Raw genomic sequence first — 16,150 nt, 5'->3', positions numbered from 1 at the left:
CGCTGCCGGGGCGCGGCTGCGGCGACGGCGGAAGATCAGGCGAGCCAGCCGCGCTGGTTGCGTTCCTGGAAGTAGGCGTCGTCGGCGTCGATCTCTTCCTGGGAGAGCACTCGCCGTGCGGGGGTTTGTGCAGGAAGCTCGCGCCGGGGCTGTGGAGTTTCGCGGGGGACGAACTGCTGCGGGGAAGCTACCCGCTGGGATGCTGCTCGGCGGACGGTGCCGATGGCGTGGTGGAGGCGCCGGGTGATTTCGTCCGGTGAACCGGGGGCGAGGGTGAACTCCTCGCTGCTGTGCTTGATCAGCAGGTAGCGCCCGTCCTGTGGGAGCAGGTCCATCCAGTGGAAACCGTGTGGGTTGCCAGTGGGACGGGAATCGATGGCGGGGCCGGCGAAGATACCGATTTCGCCCACGCCCGACCGCGGCCGGCGCAGGACCTGATTGATCTGTTCGATCCGTGAAATCCGGCTCGGGTGCCGGGAGTACTCGATCTGTCCGATATCGGACCGGGTGCCGCGGACGGTCGCGAAACGTCCCGGTGCGCATCGTGGCAGGCAGGCAACGACCCTGGTCGCCAATTCGTGTGGCTCGCAGGCTTGTACGTGGATATCGCCGCCGTACTCCTTCGTCGCACCAGGTGCCTGGACGGCGAGGGTCGCGGAACGCCCGGTGATACCGGCATGTATCCGCACCACCCGTTCGAAACCTCGGTCGTAGGCTCCGTGCACTTCGACCCGGACCTGCGGTTCCAGCAAAATCCGCAACGCTCGGTGCAGGTTCTCGTCCGATATCGCGGCGAGTTGCTGCGAGGCCGCGAGCCGGACACGCTCGTATTCCTCAGCAGTGGGTGGTGTTTCGGTGGGTCCGAGCGGTAGCACCCGGATCGGGTACGGCAATCGGTCGCGATCGAAGCGTCGCACCGCCTGGTTGAACATCTCCCCGTCGAGGCGCCAGTGCAGGTCGTTCACCCGCCGATCACCCCGCCCGGGGGCAGCGCCGGCGGCTGGGTGCCGAGCAGTTCGCTTCCTCGGTCGTAGATCAGGTAGTCGGGGATTTCGTGTTCGTCGTCGTCCTCACGGTTCCCGCGCGCAGCACCCGGCGACATCATGCCGGGCATTCCCGTGCGCCCGGCCCGGTTGCCGGTATTGGTGGGGGTGGTCCCGGCAGGCGCGCCGGCTGGTTTGTTCGGGTTGCCACCGGGCACCGTCTGGCCGGGGATGTGAGGTGCGGTGGTCTGCGGAGTGCCCGACGGCATCCAGGACGGCGTCCCTGCCGGAAGTCCGGGAGTGCCGGGGGTCGTGGGCGATCCGGTTGTCAGGGAGGGAGTCGTCGGAGTCGTCGGAGTTGTCGACTGAGGCGTCGTCGATTGTGGTGTGGTGCTCTGCGGTTCGGTCGACTGCGGTTCTGTGGACTGCGGTTCTGTGGACTGCGGACCCTCACCCGTCGGCTGCTGCTGCCCGGGGACCCCGGTGTTCGTACCGGTATCAGTGCCGTTGTTGTTGTTCCCGTTGGTGGTGTTGTTGCCCTGCGGGAAGTCGGTGCCCTGGGGTTTGCTGCCGTCGTCCACGGGCTTCACCGGCTCGGGAAGCACGGGGGTCTTGGTATCGACATCGGTGGCACCGGGCTCGTAGTACGTGAGCATCACATGACGCGCGGTCTCCTGGGCTTCGTCGGCGCGGTACTGCGGAGTTTTGAAAATATCGTCGGGAAGCAGAAAATTGGTGACGTTGTCTTCCCAAGTATTGTCATCCGGTTTGCTCACCGAAGCCTTGGCCTGGGCGAGATGGCCCTCGATCAGGTCGAGACCGTGCGCGACCATCTGGAAACTCGCGGCCAGCGAGGTGAACGAGGTGCTGAACTCCCGTACGCCGTTGACGGCGGCAGTACCGGACTGCCCGTTCCAACCCGCGTCGATATCGGCATTCACGCCGTCGAGAAACTCCTTGTTGGCTTCGCGGGCTTCGGTCGCCAAATTACGCCAGGCCGTCGCCTTGTCGTTGATCAGTGCGGAATTGACATCTTGGAGCGCATCCCAGATCTGCTGATGCGTCATGGCGGAAAAACCGTCCTTCTCGAGGATGGCTGGACCCGCGAACTCACCGCCCCATTCGCCGACCAAACTCGACCATTCACCACTGAAGGCGGCGCGATCCTGCCCCCATTTGGTGTCCTGGTCTTTGATGACCTGTTCGTCGGTCGCTTTGTTTCTTTCCGCTTCATCGGACCTGTACCAAGCCATGATCAAGCTCCCGCATTACCCAGCGCACTGGAGGTGGACTGATCGGTCTCTTCGATCCGCCGTCCGGCCAGTTCGAACGTTTCCTTCATCAGGGAGACGATGTCGATTGCGGCCTTCAGCCGGTTCGCGGCGGAGTCCGGATCGCCGACGCCTTTGCGAGCTAGCTTGTCTCGTAGCGCTTCTGCGGTTCGAAGGGTGCCGAATCCGCTCAATGTGCCAAGGTGCTCTGCGGTACGCAACATCTCGTCCAAGCGATCTACGAAGGTGTTACACCGACCCGCCAACTGGGTTGCGATGCCTTCCTCCATGCGTAGTTCGCCGTTCTCGGCCTGAGTTTTCAGGTTCTGCCACTGCTGTAGCGTCGCTGGTGGGGCGTCCTGGTCAGGCATGGCTGCCGACCTGATCCGATTTCCCCGGACAGCACTGGGTGGAACTGGAAAAGGCGCTCATCGGAATTCACTTCGGGAGAAACGGTTCGAGCGTTGTTGCGTGCTGCACTGCCACCCCGCACGGCGGTGACTCGGGCAGCGAGTCGCGCTGGCTGTATCGCCAGCTGACCGACACGAAGGCGAGGCCGTGTTCCGTAGGGAGGCTGACGTAGCACAGTCGCACCGGGCTCTCACCGGTACTGGGATAGAACGTGAGCCCAGACCTACCGTTGATGTCTACCGGGCTGATCCCCGTGACGGCTGTGTTCTCGGACCAGCGGTCTTGGGAGAAAGTGCTCGAACCGACGCTGACGTAATAGGGGCCGTCATTCGCGTCCCATGAGCAGATGCGGAACGCTGCCTTGTCGCCGGGGGCATCGACGTCGGTGTCCTTGCTCGACGGGTCCGCGCCCGTTGCCCGCAATGCCTCATCCGGCAGTTCCGTGCACGGATTCCACTCGACGTTCTGTTCTGTGGCAGTGGTGCTCGAGTCGCCCGCTCCCGGTTCCTCGCCGACCGTGTCCCCGCAGCCGGCCACCAATCCGACCGCCGCCATTGCGACCATGGCGCTCCCCGTCACCGTTGCGTACTTTTTCCCCGCGGTGCGCATGCCCCTCCTGACCGGCGTGTGAGCCAACCACACGAACCCGGACTCACCTTACAGGCCGTTGATCAGCCGGTGTGGTCTCGGGTGGTTTTCGACCTCAGCTGGGTCGGCGTCGCAGGCTCGTGGTGAAAGCGGCCCACTCGTTCGGCGCGAAGGCAAGCGCGGGGCCCGTGGAGTTCTTCGAATCGCGGACCCCGATGGTCGCGTCATCCAGCCAGGCCACCTCTACGCATTCTCCGGTCGAGTCGCTGTAGGAGGATTTGAACCATCGGATCGGGGCTGTGCCGGAAGTCATCGTTCGTATCTCCTTGCCAACTGCCTGAGCAGATCTCTCGATTGGTGTTCCTCCAGTGTGGCCTCCCGCAGGGTCTCGTGGATCCCGCGATAGATGTTCACATCGTCGCTGCTCTCGAAAAACATGGTGCCCATCGTTGTTTCGGTATGTACTACGGGAGGTTCGTCGTGGAACTCTCGGCTATTGGTGGGGAAGTCGAGGATGATGAACGGGTGAACTGGTGCCCATGTGCCCGGGAAACCTGCGGTAAACGGCAGTACTCGCACGGAGATGTTCGGGCGAGTGCTCATATCCGCGATATACCGCATTTGCCTGGCCATGGTGGCGGCCGAACCGACACGGATATGAAGGGCGCTTTCGTGTATCAGGAACTCCGCGTGCACGGGGTGGTGCTGTCTGGTCAGAATCGCAGCTCTACGCATTCGCAGTGCCAATCGCTGTTCGACATTTTCTGGAGTGTCGTCCGGAAAGAAGGGCAGCACAATTCCCCTCGCATACTCCAATGTCTGGAGCAGACCGGGGACGATCGAAGACTGATAGATGTGCAGTTTCGATGCGGCCGGCTCCAGTTCGAGGTAGGTCTCGAAACCCGCTTTGATCCGATGGCGCGAGCTCACCCACCATGATTTCGTAGCCGCCTGCTGGGCAAGGGCCTTCAACTCGGTTATCTGGTCCTCGGTGAGTTCGTACAACCGCCCGAACCCCTCCACGTCCCGCAGCTTGACCTTCTCGTTGTGCCCCTTCTCTATCCGGATCACCGATGTCTTGCTCATCTCCATTTCCCCCGCGGCCTGTTCCAGGGTGAATCCCGCCCCCTGTCGTGCTTCGCGGAGTGCCCGGCCCAATTGCCGGCGTGGCAGGGTGGACCCGTGCTGGTCGTCGCGTGCCATAACTCCCCTTCCCTCGGCCGGTTCGGAAAGCCCAGCACGCGGTCCGATTCGGACGAATTCGACGAGCGGAACGGTCCGGGTCCAGGGCATTCCGCCGACATGAATTCGACTGTCCCGCTGTGTCGTTCAGCGCGGCGTACTCGCGACCTAACCACAGTCGAGCCGTCTCGCGAAACCCATGCGACCAGGAATTATGTCGAAAACTCAGAACTTCCCTTCCATGCCGGATGTTCCACCGGGGAAAGCCTCTGGCTCGTCCGGACACACGCTGTGATCAGCGGCTCGCGGATCTGCCGGTGAAGGTTGTCGTAATCAGTGCGGCGAGTAGGAGGAGGGCGCCGGCTACTGCTGTGGGCGGTAGATGTTCGCGGAGGACGAGGACACCGAGGGCGGCGGCCAGGAGGGGTTCGGCGAGGCTCAGGGTGGCGGTGGCCGGGGCCGTGGTGCGCCGGAGTCCGTAGACGAAGCTCGCGTATGCGCAGGTGGTGGCCGCGAAGGCCAGCCACGCGACCAGCAGTGCGGTGTTCACCGACAGCAGGCCCGCGGGGGCGTGCAGCAGTATCGGGGAGAGGGCTGCGCCCGCGATTAGCAGCGTGATCGCCGTCGTGGGGAGGGCGGGTGCGCCGGCGTCGAGATACTTTTTCGCCGCCACCGTATAGACGCCGTAGCAGCTTCCGGATATCACGGCGACGGCCGTGCCGGTGAGGCTGATCGGCTGTGATTGCGTCGGGGCCAGTAGGACAACGCATCCGGAGACAGCGATAGCTGTTGTCAGTACCCACCCGGTGGTGAGTTTTTCCGCTGTCCACAGTCGTGCACACAGCCCCGTCGCCACCGGTGCGATACCCAGCGCTATCGTGGTGCCGAGGGCGGCGCCGAGCCGGTCCACGGCGTGCAGGAAGGTCACCTGGTACATGCCTGTCGCTACGGCGGCGAGCAGTACCCATCCCAGGACAGGTTTGTGAAAGGCGCTGCGCCACTGGCGGAAGCGAACACACAGCGCAAGGAGTGCGCCGCCGAGGAGTAGCCGGAGGACGCCTAGGGTGCCGGGGTCTGCGGTCGACGCGGCCAGTACCTGGGCCGGTCCGACCGTGCCCCACAGGCCGGCGGCGAACAACACCGCCGCGGGACCGGTCGCTCGGTGGGTGCGTTCCGGTGCCGGTGTGGTGGTTGCGGCGGTCATCGATGCGCCGTTCGGTGGTGTGCGCTCCATGTGGTGACGGTGTGGGGGCTGGTCGGTGCGGAATGGTCGCCGGTCGGCGGGCGGTGCCGCTGAGGATATTCACTCATTTCGAAAATGATCCCGAATGCCGAATTTGCTCTGGTTGATTCCTTGGAACGCTAATTGAATTGCAAGACTATTGCGAGCCTGCTGAATATAATTCGGATACGATCTGGATATGGGCTTCCTGGATGAACTTGATTCGGCGATCCTGCGGGAACTCCAGCGGGACGCACGGCGTACGAATCGCGATATCGCCGCGGCACTCGGCGTCGCACCCTCTACCGCCCTCGAACGAACCCGGGCGTTACGCGACCGCGGTGTGATACTCGGGGCCCGGCTGGACGTGGACCTGGCCCGGCTGGGCCGGCCGGTGCAGGCGTTGGTGGCGGTACGGGTGCGGCCGCCGACCCGCGCGAATATCGAAGGTTTCCGGGAATGGTCCGCGCGGCTGCCCGAGGTTCTCGGTGTGTTCGTCACCAGCGGTAGCGAGGATTTCCTCCTCCACGTCGCAGTGCCCGACAACGATCACCTGTATGCCTTCGTGATCGACCGGCTCACCGAGAAAGCCGAAGTCGCCGATGTGCGGACGTCGATCGTGTACGAGCACATCCGCAGCGACATCGTGGCACCGGTACAGGACCCGCCTCCGGCACGCCGGGAAGCCGCGGGGGGACGGCGGCAGGCGGTACCTCGGCGCCGGACGCAGTGAACTCGCTCGCCGAGTGCCGCGCCGGGCAGCCGGATGCGGGACTTCGGGTGACGGCGGTTACGGAGCGGACCTGATCACGGTCCGATTCGTACCTCTGCGGCGGACCGGGCGTTCCGGTCGCTGGGTCGACGGTCCGATTGACTCGGAATGTCTCGCCGAGCCCGTATGACAACACCTTCGGAGCGGACGATTACCCGCATGGTGGATCGATGCGGAAGCCCTTCGACAGGGCAATTACGGCACCCCGGAACCAGAACCCACAGCGCGGAACTGGGGGAGTGGCGTGCGGTGTGGCAGCGGGATCGGCAGCAGATCCGGATCATTCGGGTGCGTAACGTCGTCGCCGATCGGACCGTGGTCGCGGTGAGCGATCCCGAGGCCGCACCGGATCTCGCCGAGGTGCGGGAACGGTTTCCGGAACTCTCCGCGCTGTGGGATGTGATCCGGCATCAGTTCTGGGCGCGGGGGTCCGTCGGATGAGCGCGATCCGTTATCCCGGCGCGGAGTCCATCGACGAGATCACCGCCCGCTTTCTGCTGTCGATGCCCGCGAGTTTGCTGCCGATGCTGTACGGGTTCCGGTTCGACGGCGAAAGTGTCGACGCCGAATGCGCCGCCGTCGACCTCACGGGCGACCGAGGCGACGACGAACCCAATCCGATCCACGTACGGGCCGCGCAGTTGCGGAAGGCGCTGGGAACGGACATGTTCGGGTTCGGGCTCGTGTTCGTGGTGTGCGGCGATCAGCTCACGGATCGGGCGGAGAACCGGCATATCCCCGAACCGGTCCGGGTCGCGGCCCGGCAACTCCCCGATACCGGTGACCTGATCGTCGCCGTCGTCATGGACGCGACCGGCCGGCAATGGTGGGCCGTCGCCGACCGCTACCTGATCGAGCTGGACCCCGTGCGTATCCACGTGCCCGCCGCGGCACCGGCCGAGTGGCGGATACCCGCAACGCTCGATGCCTCCCTGTGGACCGCCGCGCTCGCGCTCGACGAAACCAACCACCCGCACCTGCTGCGGTGCTGGTGAGGGAGTTCGGATGATCACAGAAGGGCGGGTGCGCGCTGCCTCACGGGGGCGGGTGGATCTGATTACAGGCCTCCGGCGCAGGCTGGAACAGGCCGGTGCTGACGACGCGGGCAGTGTCAGCGCGGTGCTGCAGGAACTCCGCGACAGCGAGCGGTACTGATGTCGCACTGGTTGCATATGACAAGTGGCTGGGTGACGCCGCGACAGCGGCAGGATCGACGTGGGTGGCGCCCACCGGACACCACTGTGAAATCTGCGAGTTGTGAAACGGCGACCGGCTACCCCTTGTCTGCGCGGTGGCGGGGGAGCAGGGTGTAGAGGGCCGGTGGCGCCACCGGGGTGCCGCCCCGAGCAGAGAGGGGGTGGGTCGTGTTCGCGCGATCTACCAGAATTCAGGCGCGACCCTCCGCTATCGATTCCGGGATCGCGTATATGCGCGATGAGGTTCTCCCCGGACTGCGGGAAATTCCCGGGTGTATGGGGCTGTCGCTGCTGGTCGACCGGGATACCGGGCATTGCATTGCCACCAGTTCGTGGGAATCGCAGGAAGCGATGGACGCGAGCCGGGACCGGATCGCTCCCGTCCGTGATCGGGGGCTCGCGATGTTCGGCGGCAGCGCGCAGATCCAGGACTGGGAGATCGCCGGACTGCATCGGGCGCAGCGAGCGGGCGAGGGGGCGTGCGTCCGCGCGACCTGGGTGAAGACCGATCCGAGCCGCCTCGATTCGGCCGTGGAGATCTACAAGTCCGCCACCCTGCCCGCGATGGAGCAGCTGGATGGGTTCTGCAGTGCGAGCCTGATGATCAACCGCCGGTCCGGGCGGGCGGTCTCGTGTACCAGCTACGAGAGTGCCGCGGCGATGCGCGCGAGCCGGGAACAGTCGGCTTCGCTGCGGGTGGATGCGGCCCGGCAGACCGGGGTCGAAGCACTCGACGTCCGGGAATTCGAATTGGCGCTCGCACATCTGCGGGTGCCGGAAATGGCCTGAGGGCTCAGGGCTCGGGTCGCGCGTCGAATGCCGACCGGGCGGAGACGATCTCCGCCTGGTGTTCGCGCGTCCAGGCCACCAAGGGATCGATGATGGTGAGCAGACTGCGGCCCAGCGGGGTCAATTCGTAGTCGACCCGGGGCGGCACCACCGGATGCACGGTGCGCAGCACGAGACCGTCGCGTTCGAGATGACGCAGGGTCAGGGTGAGCATGCGCTGGCTGATTCCGTCGATGGTGCGATGGAGTTCGCCGAAACGAAGCCGGCGCTCGCCCAATAGTTCCACGACCAGCAGCGACCATTTGTCGGCGATCCGGTCGAGCAGGTCTCGGATCTCGCAGGAGGCGGTATTACGTACATCGCTGTGCGTATCCGACATCGAAGTGCCTTCTTCCCTTCGCGGCTGTAACGCCGCACGATCGCCATGGTTACCGAAAATTACCGACCACACTGGAGATAACCATGGTAGATCTCGAGATCGGGCTGATGCTGCCGACGATGTCCGAAAAGGACCGTTCACCGGGCGATATCGTCGCCGCGGCCCGATACGCCGAGGACCTCGGCTTCGAATCGGTCTGGGTGGTCGACCAGCTCATCGCGGGAACCGGTGCTCCGCTGCTGGACAGCATCACCGCGTTGGCGGCGGCCGCCGCGGTGACCGAGCGGATACGGCTCGGCGTCGGCGTCCTCGTATTGCCGCTACGCCCGGTCGCGTGGGTGGCCAAACAGGTCGCCACGCTGCAACATCTCTCCGGCGACCGGGTGATACTCGGGGTGGGCGTGGGCGGTGACCGGCACAACCGATCCTGGGCCGCGGTGGGCGTGCCGTCCCGGGAACGTGGCCGGAGAACCGACGATGCGCTTCGCGTGCTGCCCGACTTGATCGCGGGCAAACCGGTGCAACTGGGCTACGCGAGCGATACTCCGACCCAGCTCGGCCCGGCGGCCGCGGTTCCCCCGATCATTGCCGGGGGTATGTCGGATGCCGCCGTCCGGCGAGCCGCCGCCCACGACGGCTGGTTCCTGCTGGCGTCGCCCGCGGAGATTCCCGCTCAACTGACCCGGCTGGGTGAGCAGGCGGCCGCCGCCGGGCGGGCGACTCCACCCGCAACGACCAGTGCCGTTGTGGCCCTGGATGGCGACCGGTCCCTTCCGGACCATGCGACGATCGTCCGGTCGCTGTGCGACCCGGACGGAATGTTCGCGATGTCGGCCGAGTATGCCGAAGAAAGTCTCGTTCACGGGGATCCGGGTTTCGTGGCCGGCTACTTGAACGGGATGGCCGCCCGTGGCGTCCGCAGGGTGGTGGTCACCCTGGTGGGCGGCGATTGGTTCCGTCAGGCCGATCTCCTCGCCCGAACCCTGAAAGGGTAGCCGGGGCGGGTGCGCGCAGCCGGTTCGGGACCGCGGTGCTACAGCGCCGGGTGATCCGCGTCCAGCAGATCGTCGAATTCCGCGCGGGCGCGTTCGACCGCGGGCAGGGTGGCTGTCGCCCAGTTCAGTAGTGCGTCGAGGAGGTCCTGTAGTGATCTGCCCAGCGGTGTCAGGCGGTATTCGACGGCGACGGGGCGGGTGCTGGTGACAATCCGCTCGATCATCCCGTTGCGTTCGAGACGCCGCAGCGCGGTGGTGAGCGATTTCTGCGTCACCACCGGGATGGCCCGGCGGAGGCCGTTGAAGCGCAACGGTCCGTGCTCGCACAGGGCATCGAGGATCCGCAGGGACCATTTGTCGAGCACCTGGTCGAGCAGGTCGCGGTGCTGTGGGGTGAGCTGCGGGGCCGGTGCGGTGGTTTCCGTCATGAAACCTAGTCTCGTTGAAGTTCCCTTCGGGCACCAGGTAGAAATCGGATACCTGCTTCGACCAGCGAAAGGGACCACCCATGGCAGTACAGCTGCTCACCCCCGAAGGTATGTTCGCGCCCGTTCCGTATCACCACGTTTCCATCGCCACCGGTGCCCGCCAGGTACACATCGCCGGACAGATCGCGCGCGACGCCGACGGTAATCCCGTCGCGACCGGTGACCTGGCCGGCCAGGTCGCGCACGCCCTGCGCAGTACGGCGCGCGGTCTGGCGGGTGCGGGCGCGACGTTCGCCGACGTCGTCCGCCTGCGGTTCTTCGTCACGAACTGGAGTCCCGACAAGTACGACGACTTCGTCGCGGGTATCGACCGCGTCGTGGACGAGCTGGGGATACCCCGGCCGCTACCGCCGCTGTCGGCGATCGGCGTCGACTATCTTTTCGAACCCGATGTGCTGGTCGAGGTGGAGGCATACGCCGTACTCGACTGATCTCCGCGTTCTCGGCTACGGGATCAGGACGATTCTGCCGAACACTTCGCCGTCGTCCATCTTCCGGTGTGCGAGTGCGGCTTTCTCCAGGGGCAGCGATTCGTGGACAACTGCCTGCAGGTCGCCGCGGCCGGCGGCGGCCCACTGGTCGAGTTGGACGGCACGGCGATCGGCCGGTGCGACCGTGTCGGCGCTGAAGGTCGCGAACGACAGCGATTTCAGGAACGAAGCCAGCATGGTCGCGCCGAAATCCGGTGGCGGGAAACCTGCGACGGCGCCGACGGCGACCATGCGACCTTTCGGTGCGAGCTTGTCGAAGAACGCCGGCATATCCGACCCGGAGATGATGTCGATGATCACGTCGTAGCCGGTGGGGGCGTCGGTGGCGCCCTCACCGGAACGGTTCAGGACATGGGTGGCGCCGAGTGCGCGGAGCCGGTCGCCGCGTTCCGCCGAGGAGGTAGTGACCGCCACGGCGCGGGCGTTTCCGCGGGCCGCCAGCTGGACCGCCATTACTCCGATACTGCCGGCCGCGCCACGTATCAGTACGGCCTCCCCGGGCGCGAAATGGGCGTGCGCCAAGGCGAAATGGGCCACCATTCCAGAACTTCCGAGGGTGACCGCGTCGGCGGCGGACAGGTCCGCGGGCAGCGGCAGGATCTCCTCGACCGAGGCGAGGGCCTGTTCCGCGTAACCGCCGCCGCGGCCGGTGAACGCCCACACCCGCTTGCCGGTCCACGAGGCGTCGACGCCCTCGCCGACGGCGGTGACGGTTCCGGCGACCTCCGAACCGGGGATATGGCCTGCCTCGATGCCGTAGCCGGCGAGGGTGCCGCGGCGGATCATCGCGTCGACACCGCCGACGCCGATCGCCTCGCTGACTATCGCCACCTGTCCCGGGCCGGGAACGGGGGCCGGGGTATCGATGACGGCCAGCCCGTCGGGGCTGCCGAATGACCGGATGACGACTGCCTTCACTATCTCTCCTCGGTCTGGGGTGGGTCGGGCGAGGAATGGATCGTCTCGCTCGATTCCGACGCTAACGGACGCACCCGTCCGTTTAGCTAAAGTGAGAGGGATGCCCGACCATTTGACTCACCCGCTGCGCTCCGACGCCAGGGACAACCGCGACCGCATCCTCGAGGCGGCGCGCACCCTGTTCGCCACCGACGGGCTGGGTGTCCCGATGCGGGAGATCGCACGCCTGGCCGAGGTGGGACCCGCCACCCTCTACCGCCATTTCTCCACCAAGGAAACCCTGGCAACCGAGGCATTCATCGACCAGATGCGCACCTGCCACGCCATCGCCGACGAGGGTCTGGCCGATCCGGACCCGTGGCACGGCTTCTGCGGCGTCATCGAGCGGACGTTCGAGCTGAACGCGCACAGCCGAGGATTCACCGAAGCCTTCATGTCGACGTTCCCGAACGCCATGGATTTCGTCGCGAGCCGGGAGTACGCGCTGAAATCGATCATCGAACTGGCGCGCCGCGCCAAGGAAACCGGGCACCTCCGCCCCGATTTCGTACTGGACGACCTGATGCTGATGCTCATGGCGCACCGGGGTATCCAACCCGGCTCGCAGGTTGCTCGCACCGCGGCTTCGCGGCGCTTCGCCGCCTTTGTGATCGAAGCATTCCGCGCCGGCCCGGAGTCCGCGCCGCTGCCGCCGGTTCCGCGGTTGGTCCCCGTAACTGCAGGCTGAAGCCTCATGGCCGACGGTGCCGCGGAGGTGCAGGTCGGGCGGCTGTGCAGCCGGGAACGAACCCGCTGGGGTGACTCGGACATCTGACGGCTGTCGAGCGTTCGCCGGACGCCGACCACAGCCGCCCGTGGGATAGTTCACCGGACGTTCGTTTGCCCTCTGGGTTAGATGACAGTCAATATCGATATATGTCTAATTCGCAGATGCCGGTCGAGGGGTGTAGTCCCTCGGCCCGGATCCGGGAACCACTGTCGGCGGATGCCTCGGTGGAGTTGGCGGCGGTCTTCAAGGCGCTGTCGGATCCCGTGCGGTTGCGGCTGCTCAGCTCGATTGCCTCGCGGGCCGGGCAGGAAGCCTGCGTCTGCGATCTGTCCGAGGGCATCGAATTGACCCAGCCGACGATCTCGCACCACCTGAAGGTGCTGCGTGGCGCGGGCCTGCTCACCAGCGAGCGGCGTGCGTCCTGGGTGTACTACCGGGTGGTCCCGGAGGTGCTGCGACGGCTCTCGGAGGTGCTGCTGATGGAAAGCGGTGCGGCCGCCGAGGTGAACGCGTGAGCGCCGAGACGGCCGGTAGCGCACCGGGTGTGGTGGGAAAGCTTTCCACGCTGGACCGGTTCCTGCCGGTGTGGATCGGGGTGGCGATGGTCGCCGGGCTGCTGCTGGGCCGGCTGGTACCCGGACTCGGTGACGGCCTGGCCGCGGTGGAAATCGACGGGATCTCGCTGCCGATCGCGATCGGGCTGCTGATCATGATGTATCCGGTGCTGGCCAAGGTCCGCTACGACCGGCTCGACACCGTCACCGGCGACCGGCGGCTGCTGGCCGGGTCGCTGGTGCTGAACTGGCTGCTCGGCCCCGCGCTGATGTTCGCGCTGGCGTGGCTACTGCTACCCGACCTGCCCGAATATCGCACGGGTCTGATCATCGTCGGGCTGGCGCGGTGTATCGCCATGGTGATCATCTGGAACGATCTGGCCTGCGGTGACCGGGAGGCCGCCGCTGTCCTGGTGGCGCTGAACTCGGTCTTCCAGGTGATCATGTTCGCGGTTCTGGGCTGGTTCTACCTCTCGGTGCTGCCGGGATGGCTGGGGCTGGAACAGACCACGATCGAGGCTTCGCCCTGGGAGATCGCGAAATCGGTGCTGATCTTCCTCGGGATCCCGCTGCTGGCCGGATACCTCACCCGCCGGCTCGGGGAGCGCGCGAAAGGCCGCGACTGGTACGAGACGACACTGATCCCGCGAATCGGGCCGTGGGCGCTGTACGGATTGCTGTTCACCATCGTGGTGCTGTTCGCCCTGCAAGGCGAGCGGATCACCGCCCAGCCCCTGGACGTCGTGCGGATCGCGGTACCGCTGCTCGCCTATTTCGCCGTCATGTGGGGCGGCGGCTACCTGCTGGGTGCGCTCATGGGCCTCGGCTACGAGCGGACGACCACGCTGGCCTTCACCGCGGCGGGCAATAATTTCGAACTCGCCATCGCGGTCGCGATCGCCACCTACGGCGCCACCTCCGGCCAAGCGCTCGCCGGGGTGGTGGGACCGCTGATCGAAGTGCCGGTGCTGGTCGGGCTGGTCTATGTGTCCCTCGCGCTCCGCAACAAGTTCCGGAGTTCCGGTGCACCGGTCGACGCGGGCGCGGCTGCCCGCGATGCCGAAGTCCGGCCCTGACCCACTCCTGCAGGAAAGTAGCGATTCCATGACCACACCCACCGTGTTGTTCGTCTGCGTCCACAACGCCGGCCGCTCCCAGATGGCCGCCGGATTCCTCACCCGCCTCGCCGGGGACGCGATCGAGGTCCGCTCCGCGGGCAGCGCACCCGCCGGCACCCTGAATCCCACGGCGGTCGCGGCGATGGCGGAGGTCGGTATCGATATCGCCGGCCGGTCACCGAAGATCCTCACCGCGGACGCCGTGCGGTCCTCGGACGTGGTGATCACCATGGGCTGCGGCGACACCTGCCCGGTCTTCCCCGGGATCAACTACCGGGATTGGGACCTGCCCGACCCGGCGGGTAAAGGTATCGAGGACGTGCGCCCGATCCGCGACGAGATCCGCGCCCGGGTGGAAGCGCTCATCGCCGAACTGCTGCCCGCCTGAACCGGCCGGGGTTACGTCGCTTTCAGCGGGTCGTGTCCGAGGCACATCAGCCGATGCCGGAACTGGGCGTCACCGGCCACCGGCTCCAGATCGTCGCGGCGTTCCGCGGTGATCGTGGCCACCACACGCCGCATAACCGCCACATCGCCGGCGGTCAGATCGGTGCGGCGTTTGCCGAGAATTGCCAGGACCTGCCGGCCGATTTCGGGTCCGGAATGATCCGGTTCCCGTTCGGCCACCGCGCTCGCCGCTTCGGTGCGCAACCAATCGCCGAGCTCGCGCGACGACATGTTGACGACCCGGTGGAAATCGTCCCAGAGTTCGTCGTCCACCACTGTTTCCGCCATGGGTGTCCACCTCCTACGGTCGCTTGCGGCGCGGCAGTACCCGGCTGCGCCACTGGCAAACCGGGGCCACCGGTATCGCCGCCGAGGAGCCGTGTGGTCCCGGGCTCGCGGCGCTGCCACCGGTCGTCACCTCGAACCGCCCGGGGCGAACGTGTTTCCGCGCGGGCACTCGGGGCATCCGGGGCGCATGAATACCGACAGATCATCCGGAAACAGCGCCGAGCGGCGCGTCCGAACGCAGGTCGATGCGGCCGATCTCCGGCGACTGCTCGAGGCGGGGCCGGACAGTTGCCTCGTACTGTCCGAGGGGCGAATGCAGATCCAGGGCCGGTTCACGGGCGACGGCCTTGTCGTCGTGACGCGCGCTGACCTCGTCGCCCAGCTGGGGGAAAGCCCGGCAGATAATGACCTGGTCACCCAGGCCGCACTGCTCGACAGCGAGGTCCGGACGCTCGGCGCCTGACCCGGCTCAGGACGCCGGACTCGCAGTGGGGGCGGTGCCGAGGTTGGCCAGGAACCAGTCGGTCGCGAGCGCGGCGACCCGGTCGAGCGCGCCGGGTTCTTCGAACAGATGCGTGGCATCCGGCACGATCTCCAGCCGCGGACGCACGGTCATATGCTGCTGGGCGTCCCGGTTGAGATCCAGAACCATGGCGTCGGCACCGCCGACGATCAGCAGCGTAGGTGTCCGGACCCGGGAGAGGGCGTCGCCCGCGAGGTCCGGGCGGCCGCCGCGGGAGACGACGGCGTGGACTGCGGCCGGGCGCTCGGCGGCAGTGCGGAGTGCGGCCGCGGCACCGGTGCTCGCACCGAAAAGGCCGACCGGGTTCTCGGCGGTGGCGGTCCGCCCGGCCAGCCAGTCCACCGTCGCCGCCAGCCGGCCGGACAGCAGCGGTATATCGAACCGCAGCTCCCGGGTGCTCAGATCGCGGTGCTCTTCCTCGGCGGTGAGCAGATCGAGCAGGACGGTGCCGAGTCCCGCCTGCTCGAGCACGGCGGCCACGTGCCGGTTGCGCGGACTGTGCCGGCCGCTGCCGGTGCCGTGCGCGAAAACGACGATTCCGCAGTCCGGCGCGGGCAGCCGGATCCGGGCGTCGAGATGGATATCGCCGAGGGGTATCCGCACGTCCTCGTCGGCGAACATGCTGTGGCCGCTGGAGTCGTCCATGGTTTCCGTTCCCGTCGTACGGATCGCCGGTGTACCGGCATATCGGGACCCGATTACCCGCGTCTCATCCGGCAAACAGCGCCCGCGGCAACCTCCGGTGCCGCGGGCGCAAGGAACCGGC

The 16,150-nt window shown here is 66.5% G+C and carries 24 protein-coding genes; 12 read left to right on the top strand and 12 right to left on the bottom strand.

The window, feature by feature from the left end:
- Nucleotides 1-35: 35 nt before the first annotated feature.
- From QH196_RS11500 to QH196_RS11470, 7 genes are all read right to left on the bottom strand, one after another.
- The gene (locus tag QH196_RS11500; RefSeq protein ID WP_280415756.1) at nt 36-965 is read right to left on the bottom strand and encodes an ESX secretion-associated protein EspG; all 930 of its coding nucleotides are present in this window, start codon (nt 963-965) and stop codon (nt 36-38) included.
- A complete protein-coding gene (locus QH196_RS11495) occupies nt 962-2,236 on the bottom strand; it encodes a hypothetical protein (RefSeq protein WP_280415755.1) in 1,275 nt (424 codons plus the stop codon). The genes QH196_RS11500 and QH196_RS11495 overlap by 4 nt, the downstream gene beginning before the upstream one ends.
- Before the next feature lie 2 nt (nt 2,237-2,238).
- Nucleotides 2,239-2,625, bottom strand: coding sequence for a hypothetical protein (locus QH196_RS11490; protein ID WP_280415754.1), 387 nt, complete (start codon nt 2,623-2,625; stop codon nt 2,239-2,241).
- Between the two features lie 67 nt (nt 2,626-2,692).
- Nucleotides 2,693-3,274 (bottom strand): DUF3558 domain-containing protein, encoded by a 582-nt coding sequence (locus QH196_RS11485; protein WP_280415753.1) that lies wholly within the window; start codon nt 3,272-3,274, stop codon nt 2,693-2,695.
- Nucleotides 3,275-3,368: 94 nt separating this feature from the next.
- A complete protein-coding gene (locus QH196_RS11480) occupies nt 3,369-3,566 on the bottom strand; it encodes a DUF397 domain-containing protein (RefSeq protein ID WP_280415752.1) in 198 nt (65 codons plus the stop codon).
- On the bottom strand, nt 3,563-4,456 hold the full coding sequence (locus QH196_RS11475; protein WP_280415751.1) for a helix-turn-helix domain-containing protein: 894 nt from the start codon (nt 4,454-4,456) through the stop codon (nt 3,563-3,565). Before QH196_RS11475 ends, QH196_RS11480 begins: the two co-directional genes overlap by 4 nt.
- Before the next feature lie 274 nt (nt 4,457-4,730).
- Complete coding sequence (locus QH196_RS11470; RefSeq protein ID WP_280415750.1) at nt 4,731-5,669, bottom strand: DMT family transporter; 939 nt, start codon at nt 5,667-5,669, stop codon at nt 4,731-4,733.
- Between the two features lie 187 nt (nt 5,670-5,856).
- Between QH196_RS11470 and QH196_RS11465 the strand changes: the two genes are divergently transcribed.
- The 5 genes from QH196_RS11465 to QH196_RS11445 all read left to right on the top strand — a co-directional run bounded on the left by QH196_RS11465 (nt 5,857) and on the right by QH196_RS11445 (nt 8,414).
- Nucleotides 5,857-6,390, top strand: a complete 534-nt coding sequence (locus tag QH196_RS11465) for an Lrp/AsnC family transcriptional regulator (protein WP_280415749.1) — start codon at nt 5,857-5,859, stop codon at nt 6,388-6,390.
- 288 nt (nt 6,391-6,678) lie between these two features.
- Nucleotides 6,679-6,870, top strand: coding sequence for a hypothetical protein (locus QH196_RS11460; protein WP_280415748.1), 192 nt, complete (start codon nt 6,679-6,681; stop codon nt 6,868-6,870).
- Nucleotides 6,867-7,424 carry a hypothetical protein gene (locus tag QH196_RS11455; protein ID WP_280415747.1) on the top strand — a complete coding sequence of 186 codons (558 nt, stop codon included), beginning with the start codon at nt 6,867-6,869 and terminating at the stop codon, nt 7,422-7,424. The genes QH196_RS11460 and QH196_RS11455 overlap by 4 nt, the downstream gene beginning before the upstream one ends.
- A gap of 10 nt (nt 7,425-7,434) precedes the next feature.
- Nucleotides 7,435-7,584: a hypothetical protein gene (locus QH196_RS11450; RefSeq protein ID WP_280415746.1), complete on the top strand. Its 150-nt coding sequence runs from the start codon at nt 7,435-7,437 to the stop codon at nt 7,582-7,584.
- Between the two features lie 209 nt (nt 7,585-7,793).
- Nucleotides 7,794-8,414, top strand: coding sequence for an antibiotic biosynthesis monooxygenase (locus QH196_RS11445; protein ID WP_280415745.1), 621 nt, complete (start codon nt 7,794-7,796; stop codon nt 8,412-8,414).
- 4 nt (nt 8,415-8,418) lie between these two features.
- Here QH196_RS11445 and QH196_RS11440 read toward each other — a convergent pair whose 3' ends face one another.
- Nucleotides 8,419-8,793, bottom strand: coding sequence for a winged helix-turn-helix transcriptional regulator (locus tag QH196_RS11440; RefSeq protein ID WP_280415744.1), 375 nt, complete (start codon nt 8,791-8,793; stop codon nt 8,419-8,421).
- An 83-nt stretch (nt 8,794-8,876) separates the two neighbouring features.
- Here QH196_RS11440 and QH196_RS11435 point away from each other — a divergent pair, with 83 nt between their 5' ends.
- Nucleotides 8,877-9,788 carry an LLM class flavin-dependent oxidoreductase gene (locus QH196_RS11435; RefSeq protein WP_280415743.1) on the top strand — a complete coding sequence of 304 codons (912 nt, stop codon included), beginning with the start codon at nt 8,877-8,879 and terminating at the stop codon, nt 9,786-9,788.
- A gap of 38 nt (nt 9,789-9,826) precedes the next feature.
- On the opposite strand, the gene QH196_RS11430 is transcribed toward QH196_RS11435, so the two are convergent.
- On the bottom strand, nt 9,827-10,216 hold the full coding sequence (locus QH196_RS11430) for a winged helix-turn-helix transcriptional regulator (protein WP_280415742.1): 390 nt from the start codon (nt 10,214-10,216) through the stop codon (nt 9,827-9,829).
- 80 nt (nt 10,217-10,296) lie between these two features.
- On the opposite strand from QH196_RS11430, the gene QH196_RS11425 reads away from it, so the two are divergent.
- A complete protein-coding gene (locus QH196_RS11425) occupies nt 10,297-10,707 on the top strand; it encodes a RidA family protein (RefSeq protein ID WP_280415741.1) in 411 nt (136 codons plus the stop codon).
- Nucleotides 10,708-10,722: 15 nt separating this feature from the next.
- Here QH196_RS11425 and QH196_RS11420 read toward each other — a convergent pair whose 3' ends face one another.
- Nucleotides 10,723-11,685: a zinc-dependent alcohol dehydrogenase family protein gene (locus QH196_RS11420; protein WP_280415740.1), complete on the bottom strand. Its 963-nt coding sequence runs from the start codon at nt 11,683-11,685 to the stop codon at nt 10,723-10,725.
- A gap of 100 nt (nt 11,686-11,785) precedes the next feature.
- On the opposite strand from QH196_RS11420, the gene QH196_RS11415 reads away from it, so the two are divergent.
- From QH196_RS11415 to QH196_RS11400, 4 genes are all read left to right on the top strand, one after another.
- Entirely contained in the window at nt 11,786-12,412 is a 627-nt protein-coding gene (locus QH196_RS11415; RefSeq protein ID WP_280415739.1) for a TetR/AcrR family transcriptional regulator, read from the top strand.
- 188 nt (nt 12,413-12,600) lie between these two features.
- On the top strand, nt 12,601-12,969 hold the full coding sequence (locus QH196_RS11410; protein WP_280415738.1) for an ArsR/SmtB family transcription factor: 369 nt from the start codon (nt 12,601-12,603) through the stop codon (nt 12,967-12,969).
- Nucleotides 12,966-14,084 carry an ACR3 family arsenite efflux transporter gene (arsB, locus tag QH196_RS11405; RefSeq protein WP_280415737.1) on the top strand — a complete coding sequence of 373 codons (1,119 nt, stop codon included), beginning with the start codon at nt 12,966-12,968 and terminating at the stop codon, nt 14,082-14,084. The genes QH196_RS11410 and arsB overlap by 4 nt, the downstream gene beginning before the upstream one ends.
- Nucleotides 14,085-14,112: 28 nt before the next feature.
- Nucleotides 14,113-14,514, top strand: coding sequence for an arsenate reductase ArsC (locus QH196_RS11400; protein WP_280415736.1), 402 nt, complete (start codon nt 14,113-14,115; stop codon nt 14,512-14,514).
- Between the two features lie 11 nt (nt 14,515-14,525).
- Here QH196_RS11400 and QH196_RS11395 read toward each other — a convergent pair whose 3' ends face one another.
- Nucleotides 14,526-14,861: a DUF3140 domain-containing protein gene (locus QH196_RS11395; protein ID WP_280415735.1), complete on the bottom strand. Its 336-nt coding sequence runs from the start codon at nt 14,859-14,861 to the stop codon at nt 14,526-14,528.
- 187 nt (nt 14,862-15,048) lie between these two features.
- On the opposite strand from QH196_RS11395, the gene QH196_RS11390 reads away from it, so the two are divergent.
- Nucleotides 15,049-15,324, top strand: coding sequence for a hypothetical protein (locus QH196_RS11390; protein WP_280415734.1), 276 nt, complete (start codon nt 15,049-15,051; stop codon nt 15,322-15,324).
- A 6-nt stretch (nt 15,325-15,330) separates the two neighbouring features.
- On the opposite strand, the gene QH196_RS11385 is transcribed toward QH196_RS11390, so the two are convergent.
- A complete protein-coding gene (locus tag QH196_RS11385) occupies nt 15,331-16,029 on the bottom strand; it encodes a dienelactone hydrolase family protein (protein WP_280415733.1) in 699 nt (232 codons plus the stop codon).
- Nucleotides 16,030-16,150: the final 121 nt, after the last annotated feature.

It is taken from the genome of Nocardia carnea, assembly GCF_029868325.1.
Classification (GTDB): Bacteria; Actinomycetota; Actinomycetes; order Mycobacteriales; family Mycobacteriaceae; genus Nocardia; species Nocardia carnea_C.
Note: the sequence above shows the minus strand (reverse complement) of the source record. Positions and strands in the feature narration are given on the sequence as shown.

Coding starts and splice junctions, on each gene's coding strand:
- QH196_RS11495 (WP_280415755.1), bottom strand. CDS start 2,236: ATGGCTTGGTACAGGTCCGATGAAGCGGAAAGAAACAAAGCGACCGAC.
- QH196_RS11490 (WP_280415754.1), bottom strand. CDS start 2,625: ATGCCTGACCAGGACGCCCCACCAGCGACGCTACAGCAGTGGCAGAAC.
- QH196_RS11485 (WP_280415753.1), bottom strand. CDS start 3,274: ATGCGCACCGCGGGGAAAAAGTACGCAACGGTGACGGGGAGCGCCATG.
- QH196_RS11480 (WP_280415752.1), bottom strand. CDS start 3,566: ATGACTTCCGGCACAGCCCCGATCCGATGGTTCAAATCCTCCTACAGC.
- QH196_RS11475 (WP_280415751.1), bottom strand. CDS start 4,456: ATGGCACGCGACGACCAGCACGGGTCCACCCTGCCACGCCGGCAATTG.
- QH196_RS11470 (WP_280415750.1), bottom strand. CDS start 5,669: ATGGAGCGCACACCACCGAACGGCGCATCGATGACCGCCGCAACCACC.
- QH196_RS11465 (WP_280415749.1), top strand. CDS start 5,857: ATGGGCTTCCTGGATGAACTTGATTCGGCGATCCTGCGGGAACTCCAG.
- QH196_RS11455 (WP_280415747.1), top strand. CDS start 6,867: ATGAGCGCGATCCGTTATCCCGGCGCGGAGTCCATCGACGAGATCACC.
- QH196_RS11450 (WP_280415746.1), top strand. CDS start 7,435: ATGATCACAGAAGGGCGGGTGCGCGCTGCCTCACGGGGGCGGGTGGAT.
- QH196_RS11440 (WP_280415744.1), bottom strand. CDS start 8,793: ATGTCGGATACGCACAGCGATGTACGTAATACCGCCTCCTGCGAGATC.
- QH196_RS11435 (WP_280415743.1), top strand. CDS start 8,877: ATGGTAGATCTCGAGATCGGGCTGATGCTGCCGACGATGTCCGAAAAG.
- QH196_RS11430 (WP_280415742.1), bottom strand. CDS start 10,216: ATGACGGAAACCACCGCACCGGCCCCGCAGCTCACCCCACAGCACCGC.
- QH196_RS11425 (WP_280415741.1), top strand. CDS start 10,297: ATGGCAGTACAGCTGCTCACCCCCGAAGGTATGTTCGCGCCCGTTCCG.
- QH196_RS11415 (WP_280415739.1), top strand. CDS start 11,786: ATGCCCGACCATTTGACTCACCCGCTGCGCTCCGACGCCAGGGACAAC.
- QH196_RS11410 (WP_280415738.1), top strand. CDS start 12,601: ATGTCTAATTCGCAGATGCCGGTCGAGGGGTGTAGTCCCTCGGCCCGG.
- QH196_RS11400 (WP_280415736.1), top strand. CDS start 14,113: ATGACCACACCCACCGTGTTGTTCGTCTGCGTCCACAACGCCGGCCGC.
- QH196_RS11395 (WP_280415735.1), bottom strand. CDS start 14,861: ATGGCGGAAACAGTGGTGGACGACGAACTCTGGGACGATTTCCACCGG.
- QH196_RS11390 (WP_280415734.1), top strand. CDS start 15,049: ATGAATACCGACAGATCATCCGGAAACAGCGCCGAGCGGCGCGTCCGA.
- QH196_RS11385 (WP_280415733.1), bottom strand. CDS start 16,029: ATGGACGACTCCAGCGGCCACAGCATGTTCGCCGACGAGGACGTGCGG.